This window comes from Micromonospora arborensis (assembly GCF_003205615.1).
Lineage (GTDB): Bacteria > Actinomycetota > Actinomycetes > Mycobacteriales > Micromonosporaceae > Micromonospora > Micromonospora arborensis.
This window is the reverse complement of record NZ_PYBV01000004.1, coordinates 1-24,804: the sequence shown is the minus strand read 5'-3', so window position 1 is coordinate 24,804 and position 24,804 is coordinate 1. Positions and strand designations below refer to the sequence as shown.

The following is a 24,804-nucleotide window of genomic DNA, read 5'->3' as shown; positions in this document are numbered from 1 at the left end:
ACCCTCCCCCTGGCCCGGCACGACACTGTGAATGGGCCGTGGCGCCATCTTGCCCTACCTCGAAGCGCCATTCTGCGCACCGGTTGCGCCAACCGACGCGTGCCCGCCCCACATGCCCCGGTCCCGACCTGTGTGGCCGCGTCTCAGCCGGCGCGGTGGGCCTGGATGGCGCGGCGGCGGGCGAGGCGGTGCGCGCGGCGGATCTCGGCCTCCTTGTACCGGCGCTCGTCCTCTGCCGTCTCCGGCAGCACCGGGCGGACCACCCGCGGCGCTCCACTCACGTCCACCCCGACGAAGACCAGGTACGCGGTGGCCACCCGGACCGGCGCGTCCTCGGCCGAGTCCCAGCGCTCGGCGACAACCCGCACGCCCACCTCCATCGAGGTCTGGCCGGTCCAGTTCACCTGAGCGTGCGCGTGCACGAGGTCGCCGACCCGGACCGCCTCGGAGAAGACGATCTCGTCGATCGCCGCGGTCACGGCCGTCCCGCCGCTGTGCCGGGCGGCGGCGGCTCCCGCCACGTCGTCGACGAACTTCATCAGAACCCCGCCGTGCACGGTGCCGTAGAGGTTCACGTCCACGGCAGTCATGATCTTGCTCAGCGTGACGCGGGAGTACGACGTCGGCTTGCCGATCGGTGCGTCGGAGAGGTGCTCAGTCATGTCGAAAACGGTACGGTGCGCGGATGCGACATCTCTGGAGCTTCCTCGCCGGGTTGGTGGTGGCGCCCATCACCTGGGTGCTGATCACACTGGGGCAGGACGGGTCGAGCCGGACGGTCGACCGCTGGGTGGAGACCGGCACGTTCAACACCGCCAACCTGATCGAGCCAGCCGTGTACCTCGGTGTCGGCGGCGTCCTGCTGGGCCTGCTCGGCACGCTGCGCTTCTCGCCGCTGGGCCCGCTGGTGGCCGGGTTGCTGCTGGTCACCCCGTACATCGGGATGTTCGTGGCGCCCTTCGCGGTGCGGGACGCGGTCCCGCACGAGTGGAAGGTGTTCGGCGATCCGTTGCCGCTGCGGCTGCCCGTGGAGAACGGCACGCTCTCCCTGATCGGCCTGCTGCTGCTGATGGCGACCTTCAGCGTGCAGCGGTGGCGGCAGTGGCCGTGCCCGGCGACCGAGCCGGCCGTGACGCCGGTCCCCGCGTCCGACGGAGGCCCCCGTAACGACGACTTCACGCTGACCGACTGGCCGCCCGCGGCGGCCGCTGAGCGCGACACCGCGCCGCTCACTCTGGGTTACCCAGCCGACTCGACACCGACCGAGCCGCTGCCGCGCCGGGTGGGTGGCGAGTCGCCCTGGTCCGCCCCGCCGCGCGGCCAGCCGCGCCCCGAGGACACCACCGAGATCCGCTGATGGTCGGGCGGGCCGGAGCACCGGCCCGCCCTCTTTCTAGCTAGTGCAGAGCGACCGCCAGGTCCGCATCGACGGTGCCGAGGTCGGCGCGGGGCACGACGAGGAGCATGACGAGCAGCGCGGCGGCCATGCCGCCGGCGATGACGACCGCCATCGGTACGCTCCCGGTGCCGAACAGGCCCGCCAGCGGCGCCGACAGCGCGCCGACGCCGAACTGCACGGCCCCGAGCAGCGCCGCGGCGGTGCCCGCGGCCTCGCTGTGCCGGCTCATGGCCAGCGCTGGCGCGTTCGGCAGGGCCAGGCCGGCGGCGGCCAGCACGAGCCACAGGCACGCGAGCAGGGTGCCCAGGCCACCGAACTCGGTCGCGGCGAACATGACCAGCAGCAGCCCGGCTGCCGTGCCCGCGACGAGGGCGCTGATCAGGATCTGCTGCGGGGTGTAGCGGCGCAGCAACCGGACGTTGAACTGGGTGGCCGCGATCAGGCCCACCGCACCGGCCCCGAAGGCCAGGCCGAACTGCTGCTCGTCGAGGCCGTACTGCTCCTGCAGCACGAACGACGACCCGGAGACGTACGCGAACAGCGCCGCCATCGCCAGCCCGGCGACCAGCACCAGGCCGACGAACGCCCGGTCGTTGAGCAGCCCCCGGTAGTCGCGCAGGGTCGCGCCCACCCCGCCGTGCCGACGACGTGCCACCGGCAGGGTCTCCGTGAGCCGGAACGCGGCTACGACGATCAGCAGCGCACCCAGCACCGCCAGCGCCGCGAAGATGCCCCGCCACTCGGTCCACCGCAGCAGGCCGCTGCCGAGGGTCGGCGCGAGGATCGGCGCCAGGCCCATGACGAGCATCAGTCGGGAGAAGATCCGGGCGAAGCTGGCGCCGCTGAACAGGTCGCGGACGACGGCCGTCGCGACGACGGTGGCGGCCGCGACGCCGAGCCCCTGCAGGACGCGCAGGGCGCCGAGCACGGCGATGTTGGGTGCGAAGACGCACAGCACGGATGCCACGATGTGCGTGGCCAGCCCGGCCAGCAGTGGCTTACGCCGCCCGATCACGTCGGAGAGCGGCCCGACCAGCAGCTGGCCCAGCGCGAGGCCGATCAGCGTGCCGGTCAGGGTCAACTGCACCGCGGTCTCGGTGGTCCGCAGGCCTGCCGTGATGGTGGGCAGCGCGGGCAGGTACATGTCGATGGTCAACGGCCCGATCGCGATCAGCGCACCGAGCACGAGGACGAGTTGCACCCGCTGACGGTTGGTCATCAGGTCGCCGGGCAACACGTCCTCGGTCGTACCCGTGGTCTCCACCCGGGCACCGGGTCCGGTCTTGTCCACCAACTGCTTCATCATCTCGATCTCTCTGCGGAAGGTCGTGCGTCACGACGTCACCGCATCCACGGATGCGGGGGCACGGCGTGGGTGCCCGACGGTGGGCAGCGGAAAAGGGTCGAGACGGGGTCGTGGCGGGGGTGGGGTGATTCTTCCGGTCGGCAACGCCCAGAGACCATCCGACGTTCCCGCTGTGTGGGGGGTCACGCCGCGTCCACCGCGACCGCACCGAGCCCTGAGCCGGCGCGCGGGCCGGGGCAGACGAAGGGCGGGGACCGATGCCGGTCCCCGCCCTCCGCTAGCTCACCGAAGGCCGAAGGCCCGGGTGATGCTCTGTTCGACGCTGTTCCCCCGGGCGTCCCGGGCCGTGGTGCGCAGGGTGACGAAACCTGCCGTACGCGGGGCGTCGATCCGCGTACGCCAGCCGTCGCCCTTGCTCTTGAGCTTGGTGTGGTGCCAGGTGACGCCGTCGTCGTAGGACACGTCCACCGTCACCGTGCGGATGGCGGACGCCTCGGTCGCCGTCGGCAGGTGCACCGGGGTGACGGTGAGTTCGGCGTTGCGCTTCGCCTTGCCGTCGACGTCGGTGTCGACGGCGTAGTCGAGCTGGATCAGGGACGGTTCCCACCACAGGACGCCGGGCTTGATCCTGGCGGAGGTGAAGCCCCATTCCGTCCTGGTGGCGGTGGAGTACGGCCCGGCCCAGCCGTCACGCTTGTTCTCCGACACGAGTCGGTACGGCAGCGGCTCCGGGCTGAGGACGTCGCTGGTCAACATCGGCTGGGTACGGTCGGCCTCGCCGACGAGCTTGTCGCCCTGGTAGAGCCGTAGGCTGTTGTCGACGGCCCCGTTGCCGGGGGTGCTGCCCTCGTGCGCGGTGCCCGAGTCGCCCCAGCCGGGGATCACTGCGGTGATCCCGTCACCGTCGCCCCGGAAGACGTTGCTGGTCGTCAGCAGCCGGGGCCGTTGCACCGGGCCGAACCACCGCTCATCCTGGACCGAGCCAGCCCGGTAGGTGGTGGGTGCCGTCACCTGCGCCTGCTCATTCGGCAGCGCGACGTCCGTGGTCCACCGCGTACCGGCGGTGACCCAGTCGGTGCGTTCGCCGCGCGCCGGGATCTCGTGGTAATCGAGGTTGATCGACGAGCCCGACGCGGTGAAACCGCTGCGAGTCTCGATCGCCTGGCCTGGACGCCAGTTCCGCAGGGACATGTTGACTCGGGCCAGGTCGTGTGGGGTGACCCGCTGGGCAAGGTCCGCCGGAACGGCACCGGTGTATTCGTGGATCAGGTCGTAGACGTACTCGGTGGTCGGGTGGGAGGTGACGTCGAGCCGGACCCGCTTCTCGTTCTTGATCTGGGCGATCAGCTGCTCGCCCTCGTCCCGGGTGAGGGTGGTCACGGTGACCGGCGGTGGGTCCTGCGGTGCCCACACCGAACCCGGCCACGGCGCGAGGCGCCCGGTGCCGTCGTTCACCACGAGCAGGACACGGGCACCGGCGGACGCCGCAGCCGCAGCCTGCTGCTCCAGGGGTACGGCGTCGTTGCGGCGCACCACGGCGGCCTTGCCGCGGGCGTTCAGCTTGGCGTACCCGCTGCTGCCGCCTTCGCCGGCGAACACCGCATCGAGGTGTTGGCTCCCCTGGGGCAGAGGCGTTCCGGCCCGCTGCACCCGCAGGTCGTCGTAGTCACGGCCGTCGGCCGCCACCGTCAGGGCGGGCTGCACCGTGCGCCACAGGGTGCTCAAGCTGAAGGTGCCCTTCGTGACCTTGCGGTCGGTGGGCAGCACCCAGACGCTGTCGTACGAGGAATCCAGGAGCCACCCGTCGCTCCAGACGTTGCCGCCGAGGTCCCGAGACAACCCGATGCGGGCACCGTCCAAGGTCGAGTCTTTCGGCGTGCTCACCGTGACCCGGCGGGCCTTGGTGGCGTCGAAATTGACGGTGCGGTCCTCGTCGAGGGTGATCTCCGGGACCGGCAGCACGCCGAGCCCTCGCGAGTTCGGCCCGTTCGCGCCCACAAGGTCGGTCTTGAGCCACGCCGAGTACGTGCCGGCGGGAAGCCGGAGTTCCAGGGTGCCGGTCTCATCGATCTGCTGCTGCACGACGGTGTTGTCCGGCCCGAGCAGGAGGAGATCTCCACCTGTCGGTTTGCCGCTGCGGTCCTTGGCCTTGAAGGTGAGGTGGTGGCGCACGCCCTCACGACCGACAGCGAGCGAGGTACGGGTGCGGACCGCGCCTGAGGCATCGGTGGCGGTGAGGAAACCTGCGAAGGGGTTGTCGGCCGGCACACGGTCGAAGTCCGTGGCCACGGTCACCGAGGTGACGCCGCGCGCCGGGACGGTGACCTGCGGGGACGACAGCGTGAAGAGGTTCTCCGGGCCACCGTCGACGGTCGCCGCGAGGTCGAGGGTGACAGCGTTGTCACTGAGGTTCGTGTAACGGACCTCCCGTTCGACCGTTCCCTTCGGGGCGGTCGGCCACTCGGGGTACCCGAAGTCGGCACTGGTGGTGGCGACGACGGACGCGGTCGTGGTGGCGGCGATGTCCAGCCGGCCGTTGCCGCCCTGGTACGGGCTGAGCCCAGCGATCGGCTTCGCGGTGCTGACCAGGGCTTCCTTGAGCTGCTTGGCGGTGAAGTCGGGATGCTGGGCGGCCAGCAGCGCGGCGGCGCCGGCAACGTGCGGGGTGGCCATCGAGGTGCCGTCGCCGAGGCGGTAGAAGCCTTCGCCGGCGGAGTACTGCGAGCGGGCGGCCAGGATGCCCACGCCGGGGGCGGTGAGGTCGGGCTTGAGGGCCCGGTCGCCGACCCGCGGGCCCTGGCTGGAGAACTCGGCGAGGGCGTCGTTGCCGTCGACGGCACCGACGGTCAACGCAGCGTCCGCGGTGCCGGGGGTGCCGACCGTGTACGGACCGGGACCGGTGTTACCGGCAGCGATGACGAACAGCGCCCCGGTCTCTTCGCTGAGCTCGTTGACCGCAACAATCATCGGGTCGGTGCCGTCGCTGGGGTCGGCCCCGAGACTCATGTTGATGATCTTGGCGTGCTGGTCGCGGGCGGCCCACTCCATGCCGCTGATGATCCACGAGTCCTGGCCGAAGTTGTCGTCGGCGAGGACCTTGCCGACGTGCAGTCGCACGCCCGGGGCAACGCCCTTCTCCGTGCCGCCCGAGGCCGCGCCGGTGCCGGCGATGGTGGAGGCGACGTGCGTGCCGTGGCCGAAGACGTCCTTCACCGTCTCCCCGGGAACGAAGGACTCGGTGGCGGCGACCTGGCCGGCGAGGTCGGGGTGGTCGGCGTCGATGCCGGTGTCCAGGACGGCGACGTCGACACCCTTGCCAGTGTTTCCGGACGCCCAGACCTGGGGGGCGCCGACCTGCGCGGTGCTATCGGCGAGATCAGCCTTGACCTTGCCATCCAGCCAGATCTTGGCGATGCCGCCGCTGAGTGCGAGCTGGTTACCTGTGGAACGGGCGGTCATCTCCCCGCCGCCGGTGATCGAGGACCAGAAGGTCTCCGAGCGGTCGACGTTCAGCGCGGCACCCTGGATGCTGTCCAGTCTGCGGACGTCGCGGGCGCCCTCAGGCGCCACGGCGCTACGGGAGCGGGCAGCGGCGGCGTTGTAGGTGACGATCAGCGGGAGCTGGTCGCGCTGCGCGTCGTCGTATCCGTCCGCCAGCAGCTCGGAGAGGTTGAACAGCTGCTTGTCGAGCAGCCCGGCACTCACGTACGGCAGCACGCCGTGCGGGTAGACGTAGGTGTCCCCTCCTTCCCTGGACGAGGTGAACCCGGTCAGCCGGCCCTCGGTGTCGCGCACCTGAGGACTGAGGCTGCCGTCCGCCGACCTGGTGGCGGTGACCTTCTCACCGGTGATCAGGGTGACGGTGGGGGTGGTCGCCGGAGCCGACGGTGCGGCAGCCGCGACGGTGGATGGGGTCGGGAGTGCAGCGGATCCGGCCGAGGCCAGGGCGGGCGATGGGGCGAGCACCGCGAGCGCGGTGCACAGCGCTATCGGCCCACGTCCGCGGAGGCGTGGAGGTAGCAACACGTTTCCTCAAGTTGATCAACAAGGGCAGGGCAGAGCCTAATGTTCCGGCAATTTGTTTCGGCCGTAAATCTTGGCTGTTTCCCGATGGGTGAGGCGGCTGCACCCGCCAAAGCCATGGTCAGCGACCCGGCGCTGCCCACGGGCTGGCCCCGGGCCGCGCCGGATGAAAGCCATCGACCGGCTCGTCGACTCGGGCATGGCGACCCGGAGGGCTGAATGAGGCGATCATTCAATGGCCTGGATTGAGATGCGGTCGGAACAACGTCGCCCATTCCGCGGGGGGCGTTGTGACACAACCGTGCCGATCGACTCCCGACACATCGATCGCACGGAACGTGCTCGCCGCGGTCGACGGCTCAGTCGTCGGCGTAGGCGCTGCCGGGCTGCGTTGATCAGGCGCTTTGGTGGCAGTGGGTTTCGAGCAACTCCCGCAGCGGCGCGGGATCGCCCGTCACCAGCCCGCGCTTGGGCAGCACGAGTACGGCCGCACCGAGCCGCGCGGACGCGCGCAGAACGAACGACTGGTCCGTCTCGATATACCGCAGGTATTGGGACCAGGCGGCGGTTTCGCTCCGGCTTGCGCTGGTGAGACGTAACCCGGTGTCATCCACGGTGGCTCGGATGGGCTCGGACAGCCAGGGATTCCCGCGCATGAGCCTGCCTACCTGCCATCGATACATCCAGCGGGCGCCGATGAGGAGCCGGAACATCAGCAGGCCGAGCCCGACGGCGGTGAGCCCCACCGTGGCGTGGACTGCGACGTCAGTCGCCGACATGGCCCGGAAGCCGTTCGAGCGGACGAGCCCGACGAGCGCGGCGACGATCAGTACCGGGACCAGCCAGGGACGCCGAATGCGGCGCCGGTGGGCGACGAAGCCGTCAAGCCAGTCCTGCTGGGTGAGGGTGTAGCTGAGTTCAACCGAACGGACGGTGACGTGCTCGGATGGCATGAGAGGGCAGTGTACGTGGACCCGCAGCCGCGGTGCCGCGGCCAAGGTGCGCCAGGACGACACCGGGGCCCGGTTGTCCGGGCCCCGGGTCAGCGCACCCCTGGACCGTTGTCAGACGGCAGGACGCTCGACGTCGACCGGCGTGCCGTAGTCGGAGAACACCATGACGGTCTCCGACAGCGGGTGCCCGGCCAGGGCGTACGTCAGTTTGCTGACCTTGCCCGAGCGCACCTCGACGGTGCCGACCATGGTCTGCTCCGACAGGCTCTCCAGTACGTACCGGAACGTGTACGTCGCCACCCCGCCGGAACTTCCCGCCTTCTCCACCGTGCCCGCCTCGGCCAGGATCTCCAGGACCTTGTCAGGATCGACCGAGAGAGCGCCATCCACCCCGGTGAGTACGCGTTCGCCGTCGTCGAGCGTGCCACCGGCCGGCACGCCCGAGATGCGGAATCCCCGGCCAGAACCGGTCACCTTCCGGGCCTGGCTCGGCCGGCCGTCCACCGAGGCGATCAAATATAGATCACTGCCGATGACCCGCTGTTCAATGCGGTTGCCGTGCTGGTCGGTCCAGGCGAGAAACCCGCGCTTCGCCACCGGGTCGTAGGCGCCCTCCTGCACCGCCCGGGCGCTCTGGTCCGAGGGCGACACCGTCAGTTTGAAACTGGTCCGCCCGGTCGCCTGCGCCGCGGCGACCAGTTGCAGGTTCGGCGGCTGCTCCGCCACCACGGCCGAGCCGGCGCCATCCTTACCGGAGACTGGCACGCCACCTCCCGCGGCGACCACCGCGCCGACCGCCACCACGCCGACCGCCGCCGCGGCCACCGCGACGCGTACCGCCGGGCGCGGCAGCCACCAACGTCCCGGCGCCAGGGTCGCCACCCGGCCGGACTCAGCCGCCGAAGCGGCCCTCAACCGCTCCTGCGCACCCATCAACTCCTCCGGACCTGGAACGGGAACATTCGCACGCATCTCGCGCAGCACCTCGATTTCATTCATTGACAAGCCCCTTCTCGGCCGCCCTGGGATCGACTCCACCGAACTCCTCGCGCAATCTCCTGCGGGCCCGACTGATCCGGGAGCGGACCGTCCCGACAGGCACTCCGAGCGCCTCCGCCGCCTCCTCGTACGTCATGTCCGCCCACGCCACCAGCAGCAACGCGTCACGGTGACCCCGGGGCAGCCGGGCGAGCGCGCCCGCCAACCGCCGACCCAGGGCGCCCGCGCTCACCCGGGCGTCACTGCGCTCGGTGAACGCCTCCAGTACCGGATCCGTACCGGTCCGTTCCGTCGCCCGCAGCTGTTTCAGCTCGGTACGCCGGTAGCGCCCCATCCGGTTCGTGGCGATTCCGTACAGCCACGGCCGGGCGTCCGGCCGGCTGTGGTCGTAGCGGTGCCGCTGTCGGAACGCCTCCAGGAACGTGTCCGCCAAGACGTCCTCGGCGGCCTCCGGTCCGATCCGGCGCCCGACATAGCGCAGGAGCTGACCGGCGTGCCGCTGAAAGAGCACGGCGAACGCCTCGGGGTCGTGGCGGGACCGCTTCAGGACCGTGGCATCGTCGGGCTCGTCATCCCTACCGGACCGGGTGCGTTCGGTGGCCCAGATCTGTCCGATCACGTTGCTTCCGGCCTCTCGACGTTTTCCCAGGACACCTGTTATTGCCGCGAGCCGCGTGGACAGTTCCCGCAGGTTTCCGGCGAGTGCCGACAGGTTCGTAAGCCGCGCCGATACCGCCTACGAGAAAACGAAACCGGCGCGGCGGCCGTAGCCACCGCGCCGGACGTCCGTGGGAAGGGTCAGCAGGTGATGCCCAGTGATAAGCCGGGTGGTTCTGTCATGAGCCGAAGCGGTAGGCGCGGATGATGCTTTGTTCGACGGTGTTCCCTGCGTCGTCGATCGCCTTCGCGCGTAGTGAGACGAAACCTCGGCCGTGGGGGTGGCTCACTTGCGCTTGGCCGGACTCGACGGGAGCGGCTTTCCAGGTGGCACCGTCGTCGTAGGAGACCTCGACGGTGAGGTTGGTGAGCTGGCCGGCGCGTGAGCCGGCTTGCGGGGTGGCGATGACCGGCACCGCGACGGTGCGATCCGCGGGGGCAGTGTTGTGACTGTCGAGCCTCGGGCTGAAGCGGACTGTCCACAGCGGTAGCGGTGCTGGGGTGGTGCTGTCGACGTGGCTGGAGCGGAACTCCCAGGCGACCTGCGTCGTGGTGGATAGTTCGAGCTGCGGGTCGCGGTTCGCCCGAAGTTCGAGCCGGTAGGACGCGTCGGCGGCCGAGACGTTGAACGACTGAAAGCGGGGTTGGTCGGTTTCGGCAATCTTGGTGCCGTTCCTGGACAGGGTTGCGGTGAACGATTCGGTCAGGCTGTCTCCTTCCCGGCCAGCGCCATCGCTGTAAAGGGGTATGTCGACGGAGATGGTGTCGCCGGTTCGGGTAGCGCCCTCGAAGAAGAAGCGGGGCGGGGAAGCAGGGCCGAAGACGCCCTTGTTCCACACCTCACGGTAGGTACGGCCGGGCTTGTAGGTGGCGTACGAGTTTGCGGTAACGCTGGTCAGGACGCCATCGTCGGAAGCTTCGGAAAACATTCCCAACCAACCGTCCGGGCTGTTGTTGTAGTACTCGGTGCGCGTGAAGGGCAGTTGAAACTGCATGGCGGCGGGGAAGGCGGTCCCGCCCTGAACCCGCCTGATACCGGTCGAGGCGTTCGGGTTGGCGCGGGCGAAGTGGACCTGCACCCGTGCGAGGTCCCGGTCGGCAACCTGCCGGTTGTAGCCGGTCATCATCTGGCCCTGTTCAGCGAAGTTCAGCAGGTAGGCGTAGGGGCTGTCGTCGAAGGTCCCGTCCGGCTTCGGCTTGGCCCACTGCCCGCCGAAGCTCACGGTGAAGTCCTCGTTGCGGACATCGGGTCCGATTCGGGCCGTATACAGCCCTTCGAAGGTCGTTCCGAGTATCGTTGTGGCGGCGGTGTAGGCACCGCGTTTGGCGACCGCTCGCATCCCCGCACTCGCCACCTTCGCCGTCGGCTCTGGCACGGTGATCGATATCGGCTGAGATAGTCGACCGTCGAGGACGACGGTCCGGGGTCGGTCCACCTCGAGCACCGGCTGGGCGAGTAGGACATCTTCGCCGCCACTTCCCTTGGGGCCGCTACCCGACGTGTTCGACGAACTGACAAGCGTGTACACATCCTTGGGCACCCGCAAGGTGACGCTGTCGCCTTCCGCGCCGAACAGGTACCCGGTGTCGTATGGCAGGTTGTCCCTGTCGTTTCGCCACAGCCGGGTATGGGACACGTCCGGCGACGAACCGGCGCGGTTCATGTGCTTCAAGGTGACGTCGTAACTCTCGGTTTCCTTGTGCACCGCAAATGGCGTCCGCACCACGATGTCACCGGCCGTGGCCGTGAGCCATCCCCCGGCGTACCCGTCAGGGCCTGCCGTGCGGGTGTCGGCCTTCACGAATACGGTCGCCTCACCGCCCGCCGGCACCATCACCGTGGCGGCGCTGACGGTGAACATCCCGTCCGGTGACGGGTTGCCGTCAGCGCCGAAGGTATTCAGGCGCTGGTCCAGCGTCACATCCACCGAGCCGAAGTTGTGGTACGTCACCTCACGAGTCAGAACCGGATCGTCGTTGTGCGGCCACCCCTGCAGACCGAAGCTGATACTCGCCGGACTGGTGGTGACGGCCTGCCCGACTGCCCGGGCCACATCGACCCGCCCGGCACCCTGACCGTAGACAGCAGTCCCGGCAGTAGGTTGAGCCGTGGCCATCAGTGCCGCCTTGAGCTGCTGCCCCGACCACCCCGCGTGGCGCTGCGCCAGGATCGCCGCGGCGCCAGCCACGTGCGGGGTCGCCATCGACGTCCCGGACAGCGTGGTGTGCTGCTCGCCCTGGTTGCCGGGAACCCTGGTCGCATCCTTGCCCCGCGCTGCCGTGATGCCCACACCAGGTGCGGTGATATCTGGCTTCAGCGCGTCCTGTGGGCCAGGGCCACGACGGGACAGGCCCGCCAGCGCGTCGGTGTCATCGACCGCACCGACGGTGAGGGCAGCCGGCGCGGTACCGGGTGAGGAAATTTCCCCCTCGACGATGCCGCCATCGGTGTTTCCTGCGGCGATCACGAACAGGGTGCCGTACTGGTCAGACAGCGTCTGCACTGCCTCCTCGACCGGATCCACCGCCTCCGGGTCGTCCATACCGCCGAGACTGAGGTTGACCACCCTCGCGTGCTGTTCCGCCGCCGCCCACGTCATCCCGGCAACAATCCACGAATCGGCGCAGACGTCGACGGTGCAGACCTTGCCGTCGAGCAGCTTCGCCCCCGGCGCCACACCCTTGAACTTTCCGTCTGAGGCGGTACCCGTGCCAGCGATGGTCGCGGCGACGTGCGTGCCGTGTCCCGACAGGTCGCTGCCGGGCTCCAGGTCCTCGGTGAAGTTCTGTCGGCCGACCACCTGCCCGGCCAGGTCCGGGTGGGTGTCGTCAACACCTGTGTCCAGCACCGCCACGGTGCTGCCCATGCCCGTGTAGCCGGCCTGCCAGGCCGCCGGGGCACCGATCTGCGGCACACTCACGTCGAGGGTCGGCCTGCGCAGACCGTCCAGCCAAACCTTCCCCACCCCGGATCGGAGAGAGCGTGGCGCCGGACTCCCCCCGGTCAGGGCACGCCACGACGTGACCGACGCTCCGCGTGACTGGCGTACCGCCACACCACGGACCGCTGGCAGGTCGCGTAATTCGCTCAGCCCGCCCACCCCGGCGATGCTGTGGCGCGTCGTGGTGGCCGTGGCACCCTTGCCGCCGGTCACGATCAAAGGCAAGTGATCCGGGCGGTCGTACCCGGACTCCAGCAGGCCCGTCACGTCGAACAACCGGGGATCCAGCCGCCCGGCCGCCAACAACGACACCGCGTCGCTGGGAACCACTCGTACGCGGCCGTCTCCCTGTGTGATCGTGAAGGTGACACCCTTTCGACCGGGGCCGGCCTTCGCCGACACGGAAGCACCGTCGGGGGACATTGTCACCTGATCGCCGGTCACCAGGGTGACCGTACGCACGGGGCCATGGGCCGCCGATGATTGCACGGAGGCTGGTGGCGCAGAGGCACTCGCAGCGCTCGCTGCGGCGAGTGCGGTGCCCGCCACCAGCATGGCCGCGGCCATTCCGCCGCCGACTCCTCGTCTGAATCGCATTCGACTCCTCAGCTCTGTGACCAGCGCCAACCGGATATGGCGTTGCCAGGCCACCTCGACGAATGCCGCGTAGGGGGCATCCGCCGTCGACAGTGGTTTGGCTTGGTCCGTCACGCTCCTTCCACGTCCCGGGGACATGGAAGGTTGTCTCGCGGCGATGACCGGCACTGCGACGGCGCGATCACGGGCGGACACGAGACGCCTCCGACCCCTATGGTGGTTCGCAATCCGGATGCGTTCGCTGGCATCGGAGCGAGAGGAGCGCCAGCCGTGGACCCCCACGCGATGACCGAACGCACGCGACGCATACAGGAGGCGATCACGGAGGCGTCCGTGGAGGTCACCAGCGACGACCATGCGGTGACCGTGGTGGTCGGTCCGGGCGGCGCAGTACGGGACCTTCACCTCAGTACCCGCGCGTTCCACTATGGTGGCGCCGAACTGGGCCAGGTCGTGGTCGCGACGATCCGGGCGGCGAACACCCGGATGGCCGAGGAACTGTCGGCCATCATGGCCGACATTCTAGGCGCCGGTACGCGTCCGCCGTTCGCTCCGCTGCCGACGCCAGCGCAACTGCGCACCCAACTCGATGGCGGGGACGGTGGTGCGCGGTGAGTGAACAGCCCTCCGGGCGGACCGGTTCGGGGTCCAAGCGGGAGTTCCACCACCCCGAGGAGGTGCTGGCGTTCGTCGAGGGGATCCGGGAGAGCAACCGGCGCGCGATCGGGCGCTACGAACAGTACGTCGAGCAGGTCGGCGATCTGACCGGTGAGGGATTCTCCAGCGACGGGACGGTGCGGGCCGAGGTCGACCACGACGGGATCGTCGCCGCACTGGACATCCCCGACACCGCCCTGCGCCGGGGCCGCTACCTCGCGGAGATGATCCTCACCGCGATCCGGGAGGCCCAGGCCGCGCGGGCGCTCAAACTGGCCGAACTCGGGTCGGCCCTCGGTGCCGGCCGCACCCTGGAGATGGTGCGCGAGGCGATCCCCGAGCACGTCCGCGATGCGGTCGAGCAGCACCGGGAGCGGCACCGATGACCGTACGTCCGACGCAGAGAGGGAATGCCGGTGGGTGACGGAGTCGTGGTGCCGACCGACAAGCTCACCAGCACCGCCGAGGTGCTAAAGGGACTGGGAACGAGCGCCGGTCAGATCGCGGACGGGCTACAGGACGCCGATCCACCCGACGTGCTGTGGGGTGCGCTCGGGCTGCTGATGAAGGGCTCGTACGACCAGAAGGCCGCAGAGACCCGTGATCACATCAGAAAGATCTCCGAGGCACTGAACTCGCAGTGCGGCGCGATCCACGAGACGGCGAACCGCTACTGCCAACTGGACGAGGCGCTCGAGCAGGCGTTCAAGCGCTTCCAGGAGAAACTGGGCGGCGGAAAGTGACCCGTACGCGGCGAGCCCGTGACGGGGGTGGGGTCTCGTGACCGACCTGGACGACAACGACGCCTACCTCAGCAACGACGGCGGCGACGACAGCCAGTACGCCGGCAATCTCGGCATCACCGACGCGGTCGACCTCGACCCGAAGTCGGTCCTGCCGTTCGGTGAGGCGACGGCGAACCTCTACACCGGTATCAGCGAGGGTGAGTGGTCGGACATCTACGCCGGGGCCGCCGACCTCGTCGGCAACGCGGTCTCGTTCGCGATCGATCCCCTGAACTGGCTCATCTCGGCCGGACTGACCTTTCTCATCGACTTCGTCCAGCCACTCGAGGACCTGTTGAGCCTCCTGACCGGCAACGCCGAGCGCATCGAGGCGTACGCGCAGAAGTGGCAGGAACTCGGCGCGGCGCTGGTGCCACTGGGCGCGGCGACCCTGCAGGCGGCCACCGACCAGCTCATCGAGTGGCAGGGCAAGGATGCCGACGCGGCGAAGGCCCGGTTGACCGAGTTCAGCGAAGCGATCAAGGCCACCGGCGGTGAGGCGGCTTCCATCGCCGGACTGCTGACGCTGTTCTCGAAGATCATGGCCGCCGCACAGCAGATCATCATCGGGATCATGGCCACCCTGATCGAATGGATGATCATCGAGTGGGTCGCCGCGATGGCCCTCGCCGCCCCGACGATGGGTGGATCGGTCGCCGCGGCGGGGGCGGCGACAGCGGTGCAGGCGACCGCCGCGACCTCGCGCGCGGTGCGGATCGTGGACCGGGTGATCACCCTGCTCAACAAGATCGGTGCCCTGCTCGGCAAGCTCCTGCCGGGGGCACTGAAGACGAACGTCGGGAGCAGCGTGATCGAGTTCTCCGCCGCGAGCGCCACCCTGTCGACCGGCGTCCGGATCGCCACCTCGGTCCTGGCGGACTGGCGGGGCTATGCCGGACCGTTCGTCAACGTCAGTACCGGCGGGATCAAGAACGAGCAGGCCGGCGACCCGCAGATGTCCGACACCGAGATCGACGAGGCACTGGACACCAACCGATGAACCGATGGGAAAGACTGCTACCGCCGACGCCGTTCCCGGGAGCATCCACCGTGGCCTGGCCGGTGGGGCAGCCCGCCCCCGGTCTGCCCGCCGGGAAGGCCGGGATATCCGTACGGATCCGGACCAGGACCACCGACCCGGCCAACTGGGTATCGGCCAAGGCGGTCGGCGTCGACGACCAGCCGATGTGGCACGGCGTCGGTCGGATGGTGGTGGTGACCGACCCTGGCGAGCATCTCGTCGAGGTGCGGGGACGGTTGTCGGCGGAGACGGCGAGACGGGTACGTCTCCGGGCCGGGGAGATCGCCGAGCTGGAGTACTGGACGCCGGCCTCCTTCGGTGGCGCCGACGGGGTACTCGTGTCCGCCCCGGCACGGCGGCGGCTGGGATCGGGAGTATCCGGGATCGCTGCCGCCTTCCTGGCCCTGGCCTGCGTCGCGCTGGTCGCCGACGCGGCCGGCGTTCGGCCGAACGCGGCCCTTGTCGCCGCCCTGTTCGCGATCACGGCGGCGGCGACCGTGCTGATCATCCGGGCGAAACGCCGGGTCGACCGCCGGTACCGTGCCGAGGTGTCCCACGAGGTCGACGCGGACGCACGCACGGCGGAGACCGGAGCGTTCCTCGGCGACGGCACTCCCCCGCCCCGCCTCGCCGACGGCGGCCACGGCGTCCTCGTCGTCACCGCCACGGCCACCCGCGAGTACGTCTGGAACGGCACCCAGGTCGCGGCGAGACCATCGGTGGACCCGAACGCCTGGCTGCCGTGGCCGTCGCTGCTCATCGACGGAGCCGGGCGCCCGCTCTCCTGGCGCACCTGGTGTTACCGCCTCCCACCGGGCCGACACGAGGTGACGGTGACGGCGAGGCCGCCGCTGGGCGGTGCGGGCGCGGTGGGCGTCCGACCCGCCACCGTGACCGTCGAGGTCGCCGCCGGCCAGGAGACCCGTCTCGACCTGCGGGTGAAGGCCAGGGTAGCGGTGCGTTCGGCGTCTCGCGACCGGAGTGCGCCCACGGAACTGACCGGCTTCGAGGCCGACGTCCGGATGACGGCCTCGGGTCCAGCGGCTGCCCGATAGCCGAGCTGCCCGATCCTTGCGCCGCCCGGTGGCCCCACCCCCACCGCCGGGTGGGCGCCGCCACGACCGGGGACTCCAGACCCGGTCTGGCCACCCCTTTTGTCATACCCGATCCCGGCGCACCGGACGCCACCGTTCGGCCGTCCGAACCCGTACCGCCCCGGCCCCCGAGTCAGGTCAGGGCCTGGCGGGCAACGGTGGGCGGCTCGCGCCCCGCGAGCAGCCAGCCGCAGGGCTGCCGATTACCCATGGGCGATAACCAATCAGATGATCGGGTAGGTGGGTCCACAAAGGTCGATGCAGATCAGTCGATAGAAATGCATCAGCTCACAGGCCAGCATTTGACCAGCATGGCATGCGAAACGAGCCAGGATCAGTCGAAGCCAACCGAAAGATCAACTCAGCAGCCCCCACGGCCCTGAGCTGGGAAAACAGCCTAAACGATGCCGTTGAGCAGTTGTCTTGCCATGACGATCCGCTGCACTTGATTGGTGCCCTCGTAGATCTGGGTGATCTTGGCGTCCCGCATCATCCGCTCGACCGGGTAGTCCCGCGTGTAGCCGTACCCGCCGAGCAACTGCACCGCGTCGGTGGTGATCTCCATGGCAGCGTCGGAGGCGAAGCACTTGGCCGCCGCACCGAAGTAGGTGAGGTCGCCGTCGCCGCGCTCGGACTTGCCGGCCGCGGCGTACGTGAGCTGCCGGGCCGCCTCCAGCTTCATGCCCATGTCGGCGAGCATGAACTGGACGCCCTGGAACTCCGCGACCGCCTTGCCGAACTGGCGGCGCTCGGCCACGTACCCCTTGGCGTAGTCGAGCGCGCCCTGCGCGATCCCGACGGCCTGCGCGGCGATGGTGACCCGGGTGTGGTCCAGGGTCTTCATCGCGGTGGCGAAGCCGGTGCCCTCCGCGCCGATGATCCGGTCGGCGGGGATCCGCACGTTGTCGAGGTAGACCTCGCGGGTCGGCGAGCCCTTGATGCCGAGCTTCTTCTCCGGTGCGCCGAAGCTCACGCCGGCATCGGACTTCTCGACCACGAACGCCGAGATGCCCCGGGAGCGGGCGGCCGGGTCGGTGACGGCGAAGACGGTGTAGAACTCGGACACCCCGGCATTGGTGATCCAGCGCTTCACCCCGTTGAGCACCCAGTGATCCCCGTCACGCACCGCCCGGGTGGTCATCGAGGCGGCGTCGCTGCCCGCCTCCGGCTCGGACAGGCAGTACGAGAACATGGCCTCACCGGCCGCGACCGGCGTCAGGTAGCGGCGCTTGAGCTCCTCGGAACCGGACAACAACAGCGGCATCGTGCCAAGCTTGTTCACCGCCGGGATCAGCGAGGAGGACGCGCAGGCTCGGGCGACCTCCTCGATCACGATGGCGGTGGCCAGCGCGTCCGCGCCCGCGCCGCCGTACTCCTCGGGGATGTGCGGGGCGTGGAAGTCGGCCGCCCGCAGAGCGTCGTAGGACGCCTTCGGGAACTCTCCGGTCTCGTCGGCCTCGGCCGCGTGCGGGGCCACCTTCGCCGCGCAGACCTCACGCACCGCCTCCCGGATCGCCTCGTGCTCCTCCGGCAACCGGTAGACGTCGAACGACTCCCCTGCGGCCATGTCGGCCCCTCCTCTTCACCGCTATCATGCGCAGTCTGTGACGACTCCGAACCGCCGACCGCGCAGACTGAAGACTAGCGACTGCAGTTCAGGAGATGTTACCGGCGCGTAGGTATGGGCATGAGGGTGCACCCACGCTGCTAGGCAATGATGGTGGACAACAGTGAGCCACCCACCGGTGCCCCGCCCAGGCGCCGCAGCAGAATGCGACGCGACGACGCGCCGCCAGTGCGAGCGGAGAAGACAGGCGTGACGATCCCCTACCCCACCATCCAGCCGACCCCCGCCATCGCCGCGGTGACTCCGCCCTCGGGCGCGCCTCGGCCGCGGGTGACGTTCCTGGGGACCGGCTACCTCGGTGCGACCTACGCCATCTGCTACGCCGAACTGGGCTACGACGTGCTCGGGTTCGACGTCGACGCAGACAAGATCGCGATGTTGAACGCCGGTCAGGTGCCGATCCACGAGCCCGGCCTGGACGAGCTGCTCCGGCGCAACCTCGCCGCCGGCCGCCTGCGGTTCAGCACCGACATCGCCGAGACCGCCGACTTCGGCGACGTGCACTTCATCTGCGTCGGCACCCCCCAGCGGGCCGACGGCATGGGCGCCGACCTGTCGTACGTCGAGGCGTCGGTCACCGGGCTCGCGCAGCACCTGACCCGCAAGGCGCTGATCGTCGGCAAGTCCACCGTGCCGGTCGGCACCGCCGAGTGGGTGGAGCAACTCGTCGGCAAGCACACCCCCCACGACCTGGGTGTCGAGGTGGCGTGGAGCCCCGAGTTCCTCCAGGAGGGCTTCGCCGTCGACGACGTCCTGCGGCCCAACCGGATCGTGGTCGGCGTGAAGAGCGAGTGGGCCAACGGCATGCTCTACGCCGCGCACAAGGGCGTGTTCGATCTGGCCGCCACCGAGGACCGCGAGGTGCCCCTGGTCGTCACCGACTTCGCCACCGCCGAGCTGGTCAAGGTCGCCGCGAACGCCTTCCTCGCCACCAAGATCTCCTTCATCAACGCGATGGCCGAGGTCTGCGAGGCCTCCGGTGGCGACGTCACCCAACTCGCCCGCGCGATCGGGTACGACCCGCGCATCGGCAACCGCTTCCTCCAGGCCGGCCTCGGCTTCGGCGGCGCCTGCCTACCCAAGGACATCCGGGCCTTCCAGGCCCGTGCTCAGGAGTTGGGCGCCGGCGAGGCGTTGCGCTTCCTGCACGAGGTCGACCTGATCAACCTGCGCCGTCGTACCCGGGTGCTCCAGCTCGCGGCGGACCTGCTCGGCCGCCGCTCCGGGCCGGCCGGCCCGGACTTCTCCGGCACCCGGATCGCCGTGCTCGGCGCCACCTTCAAGCCCAACACCGACGACGTTCGCGACGCCCCGGCGCTCGCCGTCGCCGCACTGCTGCACAAGGCCGGCGCCGACGTGCACGTGTACGACCCGCAGGGCACCGAGAACGCCCGCCGCGCAGTCCCCGAGCTGACCTACGAGGACGGCATCAACGAGGCGGTCACCGGCGCGGACCTGGTCTGCGTCCTCACCGAGTGGGCCGACTTCCGCAACGCCGACCCGGTCGCCCTCGGCGAGTTGGTCAACGGCCGCAAGGTGGTCGACGGCCGCAACTGCCTCGACTCGGCGCTGTGGACCCAGGCCGGCTGGGAGTACCGGGGTATGGGCCGCCCCTGACGCAACGACCGACACCGGCCGGCCATCGAGCGTCTCGGTGGCCGGCCGGTGTCGTCTGTTTGCCCCGGACCCGCCGACAAGAGTCGAAATCCGCGCCAGCTTTGGGCATGCTGCGACAGTGGAAGTCCACAGTGCGGGTGGAGGGGTGTCGTGGCGAACTTTCAATGCTCCTCGTGCGGCCGGGAAATCAAGCCGGCCGTCCACTGCCCGCACTGCGGGGCTGATCAGCCGCAGTGGGTCGAGCATCTGGCGGACATCGAGCGTTCGATCGCGGAGATGAAGGCACGCGACGCCGCCATCGCCCGCGAGCAGCGGCAGATCGCCGCCAAGATGCAGGCCGCGCTCTTCCAGCGGGACATCCTCGCCCACGCCAGCGAGGAGCGACTCAAGCAGGCCACCCGGCCACGCCGAGTGCTGCGCCGACGCCCCGGCCGGCGGCCACCGACCGCCACCACCGGTGCCCCGCCCCGGGTGCCGCGCCAGGGCACCCCGCCCGCCCCGGAGGACCCGCCGCCGCCCCCGCCCCGGGCCTCCTGGCTGGACGCGGACGATCCGGAGCACCCCCCGGAGGCGTCGTCGCGCGAAGTGCAGAACATCCCCCTCGGGCTGGGCGCGCTGCTGCTCGGGGTGGCCGCGGTGGTCTTCGCCGCGGTGGCGACCAGTTCGATGGACGCGCTGGCCCGGCTCGGCATCCTGCTCCTGGCCACCGTGCTGATGCTGCTCGCCCCGCCGGCGCTGGCCCGGCGCGGGCTCACCTCGACCGCCGAGACCATCGCCGCAGTCGGCCTGCTGCTGGTGCCGCTCGCCGGCAATGCCCTCTGGGCCGTGGAACGGATCGGCGCCGGCGACGCCTCCGCCACGGTCTTCGCCGGGGTGATCTTCGCGGTCACCGCCGGCGTCGCCTTCGGGTACGCCGGCTGGACGAATCTGCGCGCACCCCGCTTCGCCACCGTGCTCGCCGCGCAGCCGGTGCTGCCGCTGCTGGCGTACGACCGGATCACCGGACCGGGCGGCTGGGCGCTGGTGCTGGCCCTGGTCGCCCTCGTCGACCTCTGGCTGGCCCGCTCCGGCGTGGCCCTGGAACGTCCCGTCGGGCCGGACCTGCCGTCGCCGGGCACCACGTCGGCACCTCGTCAGCGCAATGCCGAGGCCCGACCCGAGGGCGACCCGGAGGAGGCCGCCGAGCTGATCGACGCCAGCGCGGGCTCCGCCGATCCGCGGCCGACCCGCCCGGTGCCCGGGTTGCGCGAGCTGACCTGGCTCCTGCACGCGGTGGCGGTCGCGGTCGCCCTGGCGTACGCGGTCACCGCCCTCCTCCGGGCGCAGACCGTGCCGATCGCGACCGGGGCCGGCGTGGTGCTGCTGCTGGCCGCCACGGTCGGGCTGGCCGGCGCGCTGGTGCTGCGTCGCCCGCCGCTGCCCGACGTCGCGGCCGGCATCGTCACTCTGGCCGTGATCGGCGCGCTCAGCCGAATCGCCTCGGTGGCCTTCCCCGGTCGGGCGTTGCTGCTGATCGCGGCGGTCATCACGGCGACCGGGCTGGCGGTGCGCGCGGTTCCCGAGGCGGCCCGCCGGGGCCCGCAGATCGCCTCGGCGGTGGCGCTGACCGTCAGCGGTCTGGTGGTCGCCGGAGGCGCGTTACGTGCCGGGGTGGCACCGGTCCGGGCGGCTCTGCCCGCCTGGGGTGCCGACCTCGACAGGTACCCGGCCGAGCTGGCCGCCGCGGTCGGGCCGACCACCTGGCAGCTCGCGGGCGCCGCGTTCCTGCTCACCATCGCGGCGGTGCTGGCCCTGCCCACGGAGATCCGTCGTGAGTTCGCGGTCGCCGGCGCGGCGCTGACCGCGCTCGCCGTCCCGGCCTCGCTCGGTCTCGGTTGGGCGGCAGCGCCCTGGCCGATGGTGGTCACGGCGATCGGCATCGGGGTCATCGGGCTCTCCGCCCGCACCGACCGAGCCGCGGTGGCGCACGCCATCGGGGCGGCGGTGGTCGGCCTCTTCGGCGCCGGCGCCAGCCTGTCCCGTCCCACGCTCACCGCTGCGGTCCTGCTCACCCTGTTCGCCGCCGGCACGTTGGTCGCGCTGGCACCACGGGTCCGGATCGCCTCGGCCGCCTCCGACACGGTCACCGCCTGGGCCGCCGGCGGCGCGGCGTTCGCGCTGCCCGGGGCGGTGGCCGCGTTCGTGGCCGCCAGCCTGCCGAACGACCCGACCCTCACCCCGGCCAGCCTCCGGGAAGTCACCGTCCCGGTCCTGGCGGCCAGCTTCCTGGCGGTCTGCGTGACCCTCGGCTACGCGGCCGTCGTGCAGGTCTCCCAGCGCCGCATCCCCGCGCCGCTGTCGGTCGGCACCGGACTGGGCGGGTTGCTGGTCACGGCCGCCGCGTTCGGGGCGCCCGGAGCGACCGTCGCCGACGCCTGGGTGGGCGCGCTCCTGCTGGTCGCGGCCGTGCTGCTCTTCCTGGCCCCATCCATCGACGCCGGCCGCCGCGCCGACCTCTCCCTCGACGGCTCGGACCTGGCCGCAGCGGCGGTCACCACCGCCCTGATCGCCACGCTGGTGCGGATCGGGGCGGTGCTCGCCCCGGGCGGGCAGTTGGCGGTGGCCGCCGCCCTGGTCCTGATGGTCGCCGTGGCGGCCCGCACCATGCCGGAGGAGTGGCGACGCGGGCCGATCCTCGGCCTCGCCATCGGCGGGCTCCTCATCGGCGTACTCGCCGGCTGGTCGGCGGTGCGCGGTGGGGTCGGCGTGCTGGCCACCCCCGGCCCGATCTGGAACGGCGACCTGAGCGGCTGGCCGGCCGCGCCCGTTGGCGGCGCCACCTGGCAGGCGCCGGTGGCGCTGGCACTGTTGGCGCTCGCCGCCGGCATCCTGCTCCCCCCGCCCTGGCGCTGGGACGTGTCCGGCGTGGCGGTGGTGCTCGCCACGATCGGCGCACCGGCGGCGTTCGACCTGGCCTGGTGGTCGCCGGTCCTGGTCGGCGGAATGGTCGCCACCATCTACGGGATGGCCGCAGTGGCCACGGAGGAGGCGCGCGCCGGGCTGTCGCGGGCCACCGTGGCCGGGGTGGTCGCGCTGCACGCCGCCGGAGCCGGCCTGGTCCGTCCCTGGACCACGGCACTGGCCCTGGGCAGCATCGCGCTGATCGGCGTGGTGGTGGCCACGCTGGCACGTGTCCTGGCCGGCCCACGGGTGACCGACATCGACACCGAGGGAATGCCACCACACCTGGTACAGATCGGTGGTGCGGCGATCGGTGCCGCGCTGCTGGCCTTCCCCGGCGCGGTGGCGGCAATGGCCGCCGAATTCGAACACCCGGCGCAGGTGGTGCTGACCGCCACGCTGGCCGCGTCCAGCCTCGGCCTGGCCGCCGTGGCCGCGGTCCGCCGGCAGGTACCGCAGTATCTGCCCTGGGTCAGCGCCGCGGTGGTCGGCGGGGCCACCATCTGCGCCCTCGCCGCGATCCCCACCGGTCTTCCCGCAGGCGTCTACGCGGCCGCCGCCGCCCTGCTCGGTGTGCTGGCCGAGCTGATCCGAGCGGCCACCGTGCCGCCCACCGGGTCCGCTCAACCGGTCCGGCGTTGGGCGGTACGCCTCGACGGCGCGCTACGGCGGCTGCCGAACGACCCGGAGCGACGACGCTGGCGAGTCAACCCGGCTGCCGGCGCACTGGCCGCGGCGGCCCTTCCGACCGCCCTGGCACTCGCCTCGATCGCACCCGCGCTGGTCGCCGCACTTGTCGACCCACACCGCACACTGAGCCGGATCTGGCAGGGCCCGCCGCCGGAGCTGCTCACCCCGCCAGCGGATGTGGTCAACCCGACCCACGTGCTGACGGCGTTGCTGCTCACCGCGACCGCCGCGCTGGCCGCCACCGGGTTCAGCGGCGGGCGGCGGTCCCGGGCCGTGCCTGTGGTGCTGCCCGGGGCAGCCGTCACCCTGCTGATCGCACCCATCGCGTTGGGCCGGGGCTGGCCCGCCAGCACCGTCGCCGCCCTCTCCGTCTTCACCATCGCGATGCTCGGTCTCGCGCTGACCCCACCGCCGCCGCTGGCCGAGCGGGCCCGCTCGCTACGACTGGCCCGGGTGCTGGTGTTCGCCATCGGTCTGGCCGGCGGCAGCGCCGGGCTCGCCGGCAGTCTGGCCGACCGTCAGTTGACCCTGTTCACCCTCGGCAGCGGTGTCGCGGTGGGCGCGGTGGGGGCGCTGTTCGGCACCACCCAGCGGGCGCGCATCCTCGGCTGGCTCTTCGCCTCACTCATGGCGCAACTCTTCGTCCTCACCGCCGGCCTGGTCGCTGGGCTGGCCGCGGTCTGGTCCGCGTTCGGGGTGCTCGCGGTCGGAGCGGTCCTGCAGGTGCTCGCCGCGACCCTGCCCCGGCTGCGCCGTCCCGAGGCGCAGCGGGAGGCGTCGACTGTGGAGTGGACGGGTTACGCCGCCGCGCTTATCGCGTTGGCCCTCGCCTTCGACTCGCCCCGACACATCGCCGCCCTGCTGGCCGCCTGGGGTGCGGTTCTCGGAGTGGCGGCGACGCGCCCCGGTCGCCGGCCGGTGGAACGCCGGATCCTGTTCTGGGCGGTGGTGGTCTGCGAGATCACCGCGTGGTGGATCCTGATGCGGGTCGCCGACGTGGCGCTGCCCGAGGCGTACACGCTGCCGTTCGCCGCGCTGGCCCTTCTCGTCGGAGTCCTGGAACTGCGCCACCGACCGGACCTGAGCAGTTGGGTGGCGTACGGGCCGGCACTGGTCACCGCCTTCGTGCCGACACTGGCCATCGTGCTGGCCACCGAGTCCAGCACACTGCGGCAGATGCTGCTGCTGCTCGGCGCGGTCGCGGTGCTGATCTTCGGCTCGTCCAGCCGGCAGCAGGCACCGGTGATCGTCGGCGCGTCGGTCACCGCGATCACCGCGATCCACGCGCTGTTCAGCCTCGGCCCGTGGCTGGCGCTCATTCCGGTCGGCATCCTGCTGCTCGTGCTCGGCGCGAGCAACGAGCGCCGCCGCCGTGCCCAGGACCGCCTGCAGACCGCCCTACGAGGCATGAGGTGAATCGGACGGTCCCCACGGCCGTCCCGCCCCACGCCGTCCCGCCCCACGCCGTCCCGCCCCACGCCGATCTGTGAGTGGGGT

General features: G+C 71.0%; 16 protein-coding genes. 8 read left to right on the top strand and 8 right to left on the bottom strand.

Annotated elements, in window-relative coordinates:
• Positions 1–143 precede the first annotated feature (143 nt).
• Positions 144–662 (bottom strand): acyl-CoA thioesterase, encoded by a 519-nt coding sequence (locus C7C45_RS03005; protein ID WP_110562094.1) that lies wholly within the window; start codon positions 660–662, stop codon positions 144–146.
• A 23-nt stretch (positions 663–685) separates the two neighbouring features.
• Between C7C45_RS03005 and C7C45_RS03000 the strand changes: the two genes are divergently transcribed.
• Positions 686–1,357, top strand: coding sequence for a hypothetical protein (locus C7C45_RS03000; protein ID WP_110562093.1), 672 nt, complete (start codon positions 686–688; stop codon positions 1,355–1,357).
• Positions 1,358–1,397: 40 nt separating this feature from the next.
• On the opposite strand, the gene C7C45_RS02995 is transcribed toward C7C45_RS03000, so the two are convergent.
• From C7C45_RS02995 to C7C45_RS02970, 6 genes are all read right to left on the bottom strand, one after another.
• Positions 1,398–2,618 (bottom strand): multidrug effflux MFS transporter, encoded by a 1,221-nt coding sequence (locus C7C45_RS02995; protein ID WP_110562112.1) that lies wholly within the window; start codon positions 2,616–2,618, stop codon positions 1,398–1,400.
• A 369-nt stretch (positions 2,619–2,987) separates the two neighbouring features.
• Positions 2,988–6,671, bottom strand: coding sequence for a S8 family serine peptidase (locus C7C45_RS02990; RefSeq protein WP_110562092.1), 3,684 nt, complete (start codon positions 6,669–6,671; stop codon positions 2,988–2,990).
• Positions 6,672–7,123: 452 nt separating this feature from the next.
• Complete coding sequence (locus tag C7C45_RS02985) at positions 7,124–7,681, bottom strand: YcxB family protein (protein WP_146247240.1); 558 nt, start codon at positions 7,679–7,681, stop codon at positions 7,124–7,126.
• A gap of 111 nt (positions 7,682–7,792) precedes the next feature.
• Positions 7,793–8,680, bottom strand: a complete 888-nt coding sequence (locus tag C7C45_RS02980) for a hypothetical protein (RefSeq protein WP_167454627.1) — start codon at positions 8,678–8,680, stop codon at positions 7,793–7,795.
• A complete protein-coding gene (locus tag C7C45_RS02975; RefSeq protein ID WP_244200217.1) occupies positions 8,673–9,299 on the bottom strand; it encodes an RNA polymerase sigma factor in 627 nt (208 codons plus the stop codon). Before C7C45_RS02975 ends, C7C45_RS02980 begins: the two co-directional genes overlap by 8 nt.
• Before the next feature lie 217 nt (positions 9,300–9,516).
• On the bottom strand, positions 9,517–13,044 hold the full coding sequence (locus C7C45_RS02970) for a S8 family serine peptidase (RefSeq protein ID WP_167454626.1): 3,528 nt from the start codon (positions 13,042–13,044) through the stop codon (positions 9,517–9,519).
• 117 nt (positions 13,045–13,161) lie between these two features.
• Between C7C45_RS02970 and C7C45_RS33870 the strand changes: the two genes are divergently transcribed.
• Genes C7C45_RS33870 through C7C45_RS02945 form a run of 5 tightly spaced genes read left to right on the top strand, consistent with a single transcriptional unit; the run spans position 13,162 to position 16,394 of the window.
• Positions 13,162–13,491, top strand: a complete 330-nt coding sequence (locus tag C7C45_RS33870) for a YbaB/EbfC family nucleoid-associated protein (RefSeq protein WP_167454625.1) — start codon at positions 13,162–13,164, stop codon at positions 13,489–13,491.
• Positions 13,488–13,919: a YbaB/EbfC family nucleoid-associated protein gene (locus tag C7C45_RS02960; RefSeq protein ID WP_110562087.1), complete on the top strand. Its 432-nt coding sequence runs from the start codon at positions 13,488–13,490 to the stop codon at positions 13,917–13,919. Before C7C45_RS33870 ends, C7C45_RS02960 begins: the two co-directional genes overlap by 4 nt.
• Positions 13,920–13,949: 30 nt before the next feature.
• Positions 13,950–14,276 (top strand): hypothetical protein, encoded by a 327-nt coding sequence (locus C7C45_RS02955; protein ID WP_146247238.1) that lies wholly within the window; start codon positions 13,950–13,952, stop codon positions 14,274–14,276.
• Between the two features lie 37 nt (positions 14,277–14,313).
• On the top strand, positions 14,314–15,318 hold the full coding sequence (locus C7C45_RS02950) for a hypothetical protein (protein ID WP_110562085.1): 1,005 nt from the start codon (positions 14,314–14,316) through the stop codon (positions 15,316–15,318).
• Entirely contained in the window at positions 15,315–16,394 is a 1,080-nt protein-coding gene (locus C7C45_RS02945; protein WP_146247237.1) for a hypothetical protein, read from the top strand. The genes C7C45_RS02950 and C7C45_RS02945 overlap by 4 nt, the downstream gene beginning before the upstream one ends.
• A 436-nt stretch (positions 16,395–16,830) precedes the next feature.
• Here the strand turns inward: C7C45_RS02945 and C7C45_RS02940 are convergent, their stop codons facing one another.
• Positions 16,831–18,000, bottom strand: a complete 1,170-nt coding sequence (locus C7C45_RS02940; RefSeq protein ID WP_110562083.1) for an acyl-CoA dehydrogenase family protein — start codon at positions 17,998–18,000, stop codon at positions 16,831–16,833.
• A gap of 249 nt (positions 18,001–18,249) precedes the next feature.
• Between C7C45_RS02940 and C7C45_RS02935 the strand changes: the two genes are divergently transcribed.
• Both C7C45_RS02935 and C7C45_RS02930 read left to right on the top strand, forming a co-directional pair.
• Entirely contained in the window at positions 18,250–19,677 is a 1,428-nt protein-coding gene (locus C7C45_RS02935) for a UDP-glucose dehydrogenase family protein (RefSeq protein WP_110562082.1), read from the top strand.
• A 150-nt stretch (positions 19,678–19,827) separates the two neighbouring features.
• Positions 19,828–24,723 (top strand): SCO7613 C-terminal domain-containing membrane protein, encoded by a 4,896-nt coding sequence (locus C7C45_RS02930; RefSeq protein ID WP_110562081.1) that lies wholly within the window; start codon positions 19,828–19,830, stop codon positions 24,721–24,723.
• Positions 24,724–24,804: the final 81 nt, after the last annotated feature.

Excerpts from the sequence above, each read along its gene's own strand:
- C7C45_RS02995 (WP_110562112.1), bottom strand. The coding sequence starts at position 2,618 with ATGACCAACCGTCAGCGGGTGCAACTCGTCCTCGTGCTCGGTGCGCTG.
- C7C45_RS03000 (WP_110562093.1), top strand. The coding sequence starts at position 686 with ATGCGACATCTCTGGAGCTTCCTCGCCGGGTTGGTGGTGGCGCCCATC.
- C7C45_RS02980 (WP_167454627.1), bottom strand. The coding sequence starts at position 8,680 with ATGAATGAAATCGAGGTGCTGCGCGAGATGCGTGCGAATGTTCCCGTT.
- C7C45_RS02940 (WP_110562083.1), bottom strand. The coding sequence starts at position 18,000 with ATGGCCGCAGGGGAGTCGTTCGACGTCTACCGGTTGCCGGAGGAGCAC.
- C7C45_RS33870 (WP_167454625.1), top strand. The coding sequence starts at position 13,162 with ATGACCGAACGCACGCGACGCATACAGGAGGCGATCACGGAGGCGTCC.
- C7C45_RS02945 (WP_146247237.1), top strand. The coding sequence starts at position 15,315 with ATGAACCGATGGGAAAGACTGCTACCGCCGACGCCGTTCCCGGGAGCA.
- C7C45_RS02985 (WP_146247240.1), bottom strand. The coding sequence starts at position 7,681 with ATGCCATCCGAGCACGTCACCGTCCGTTCGGTTGAACTCAGCTACACC.
- C7C45_RS03005 (WP_110562094.1), bottom strand. The coding sequence starts at position 662 with ATGACTGAGCACCTCTCCGACGCACCGATCGGCAAGCCGACGTCGTAC.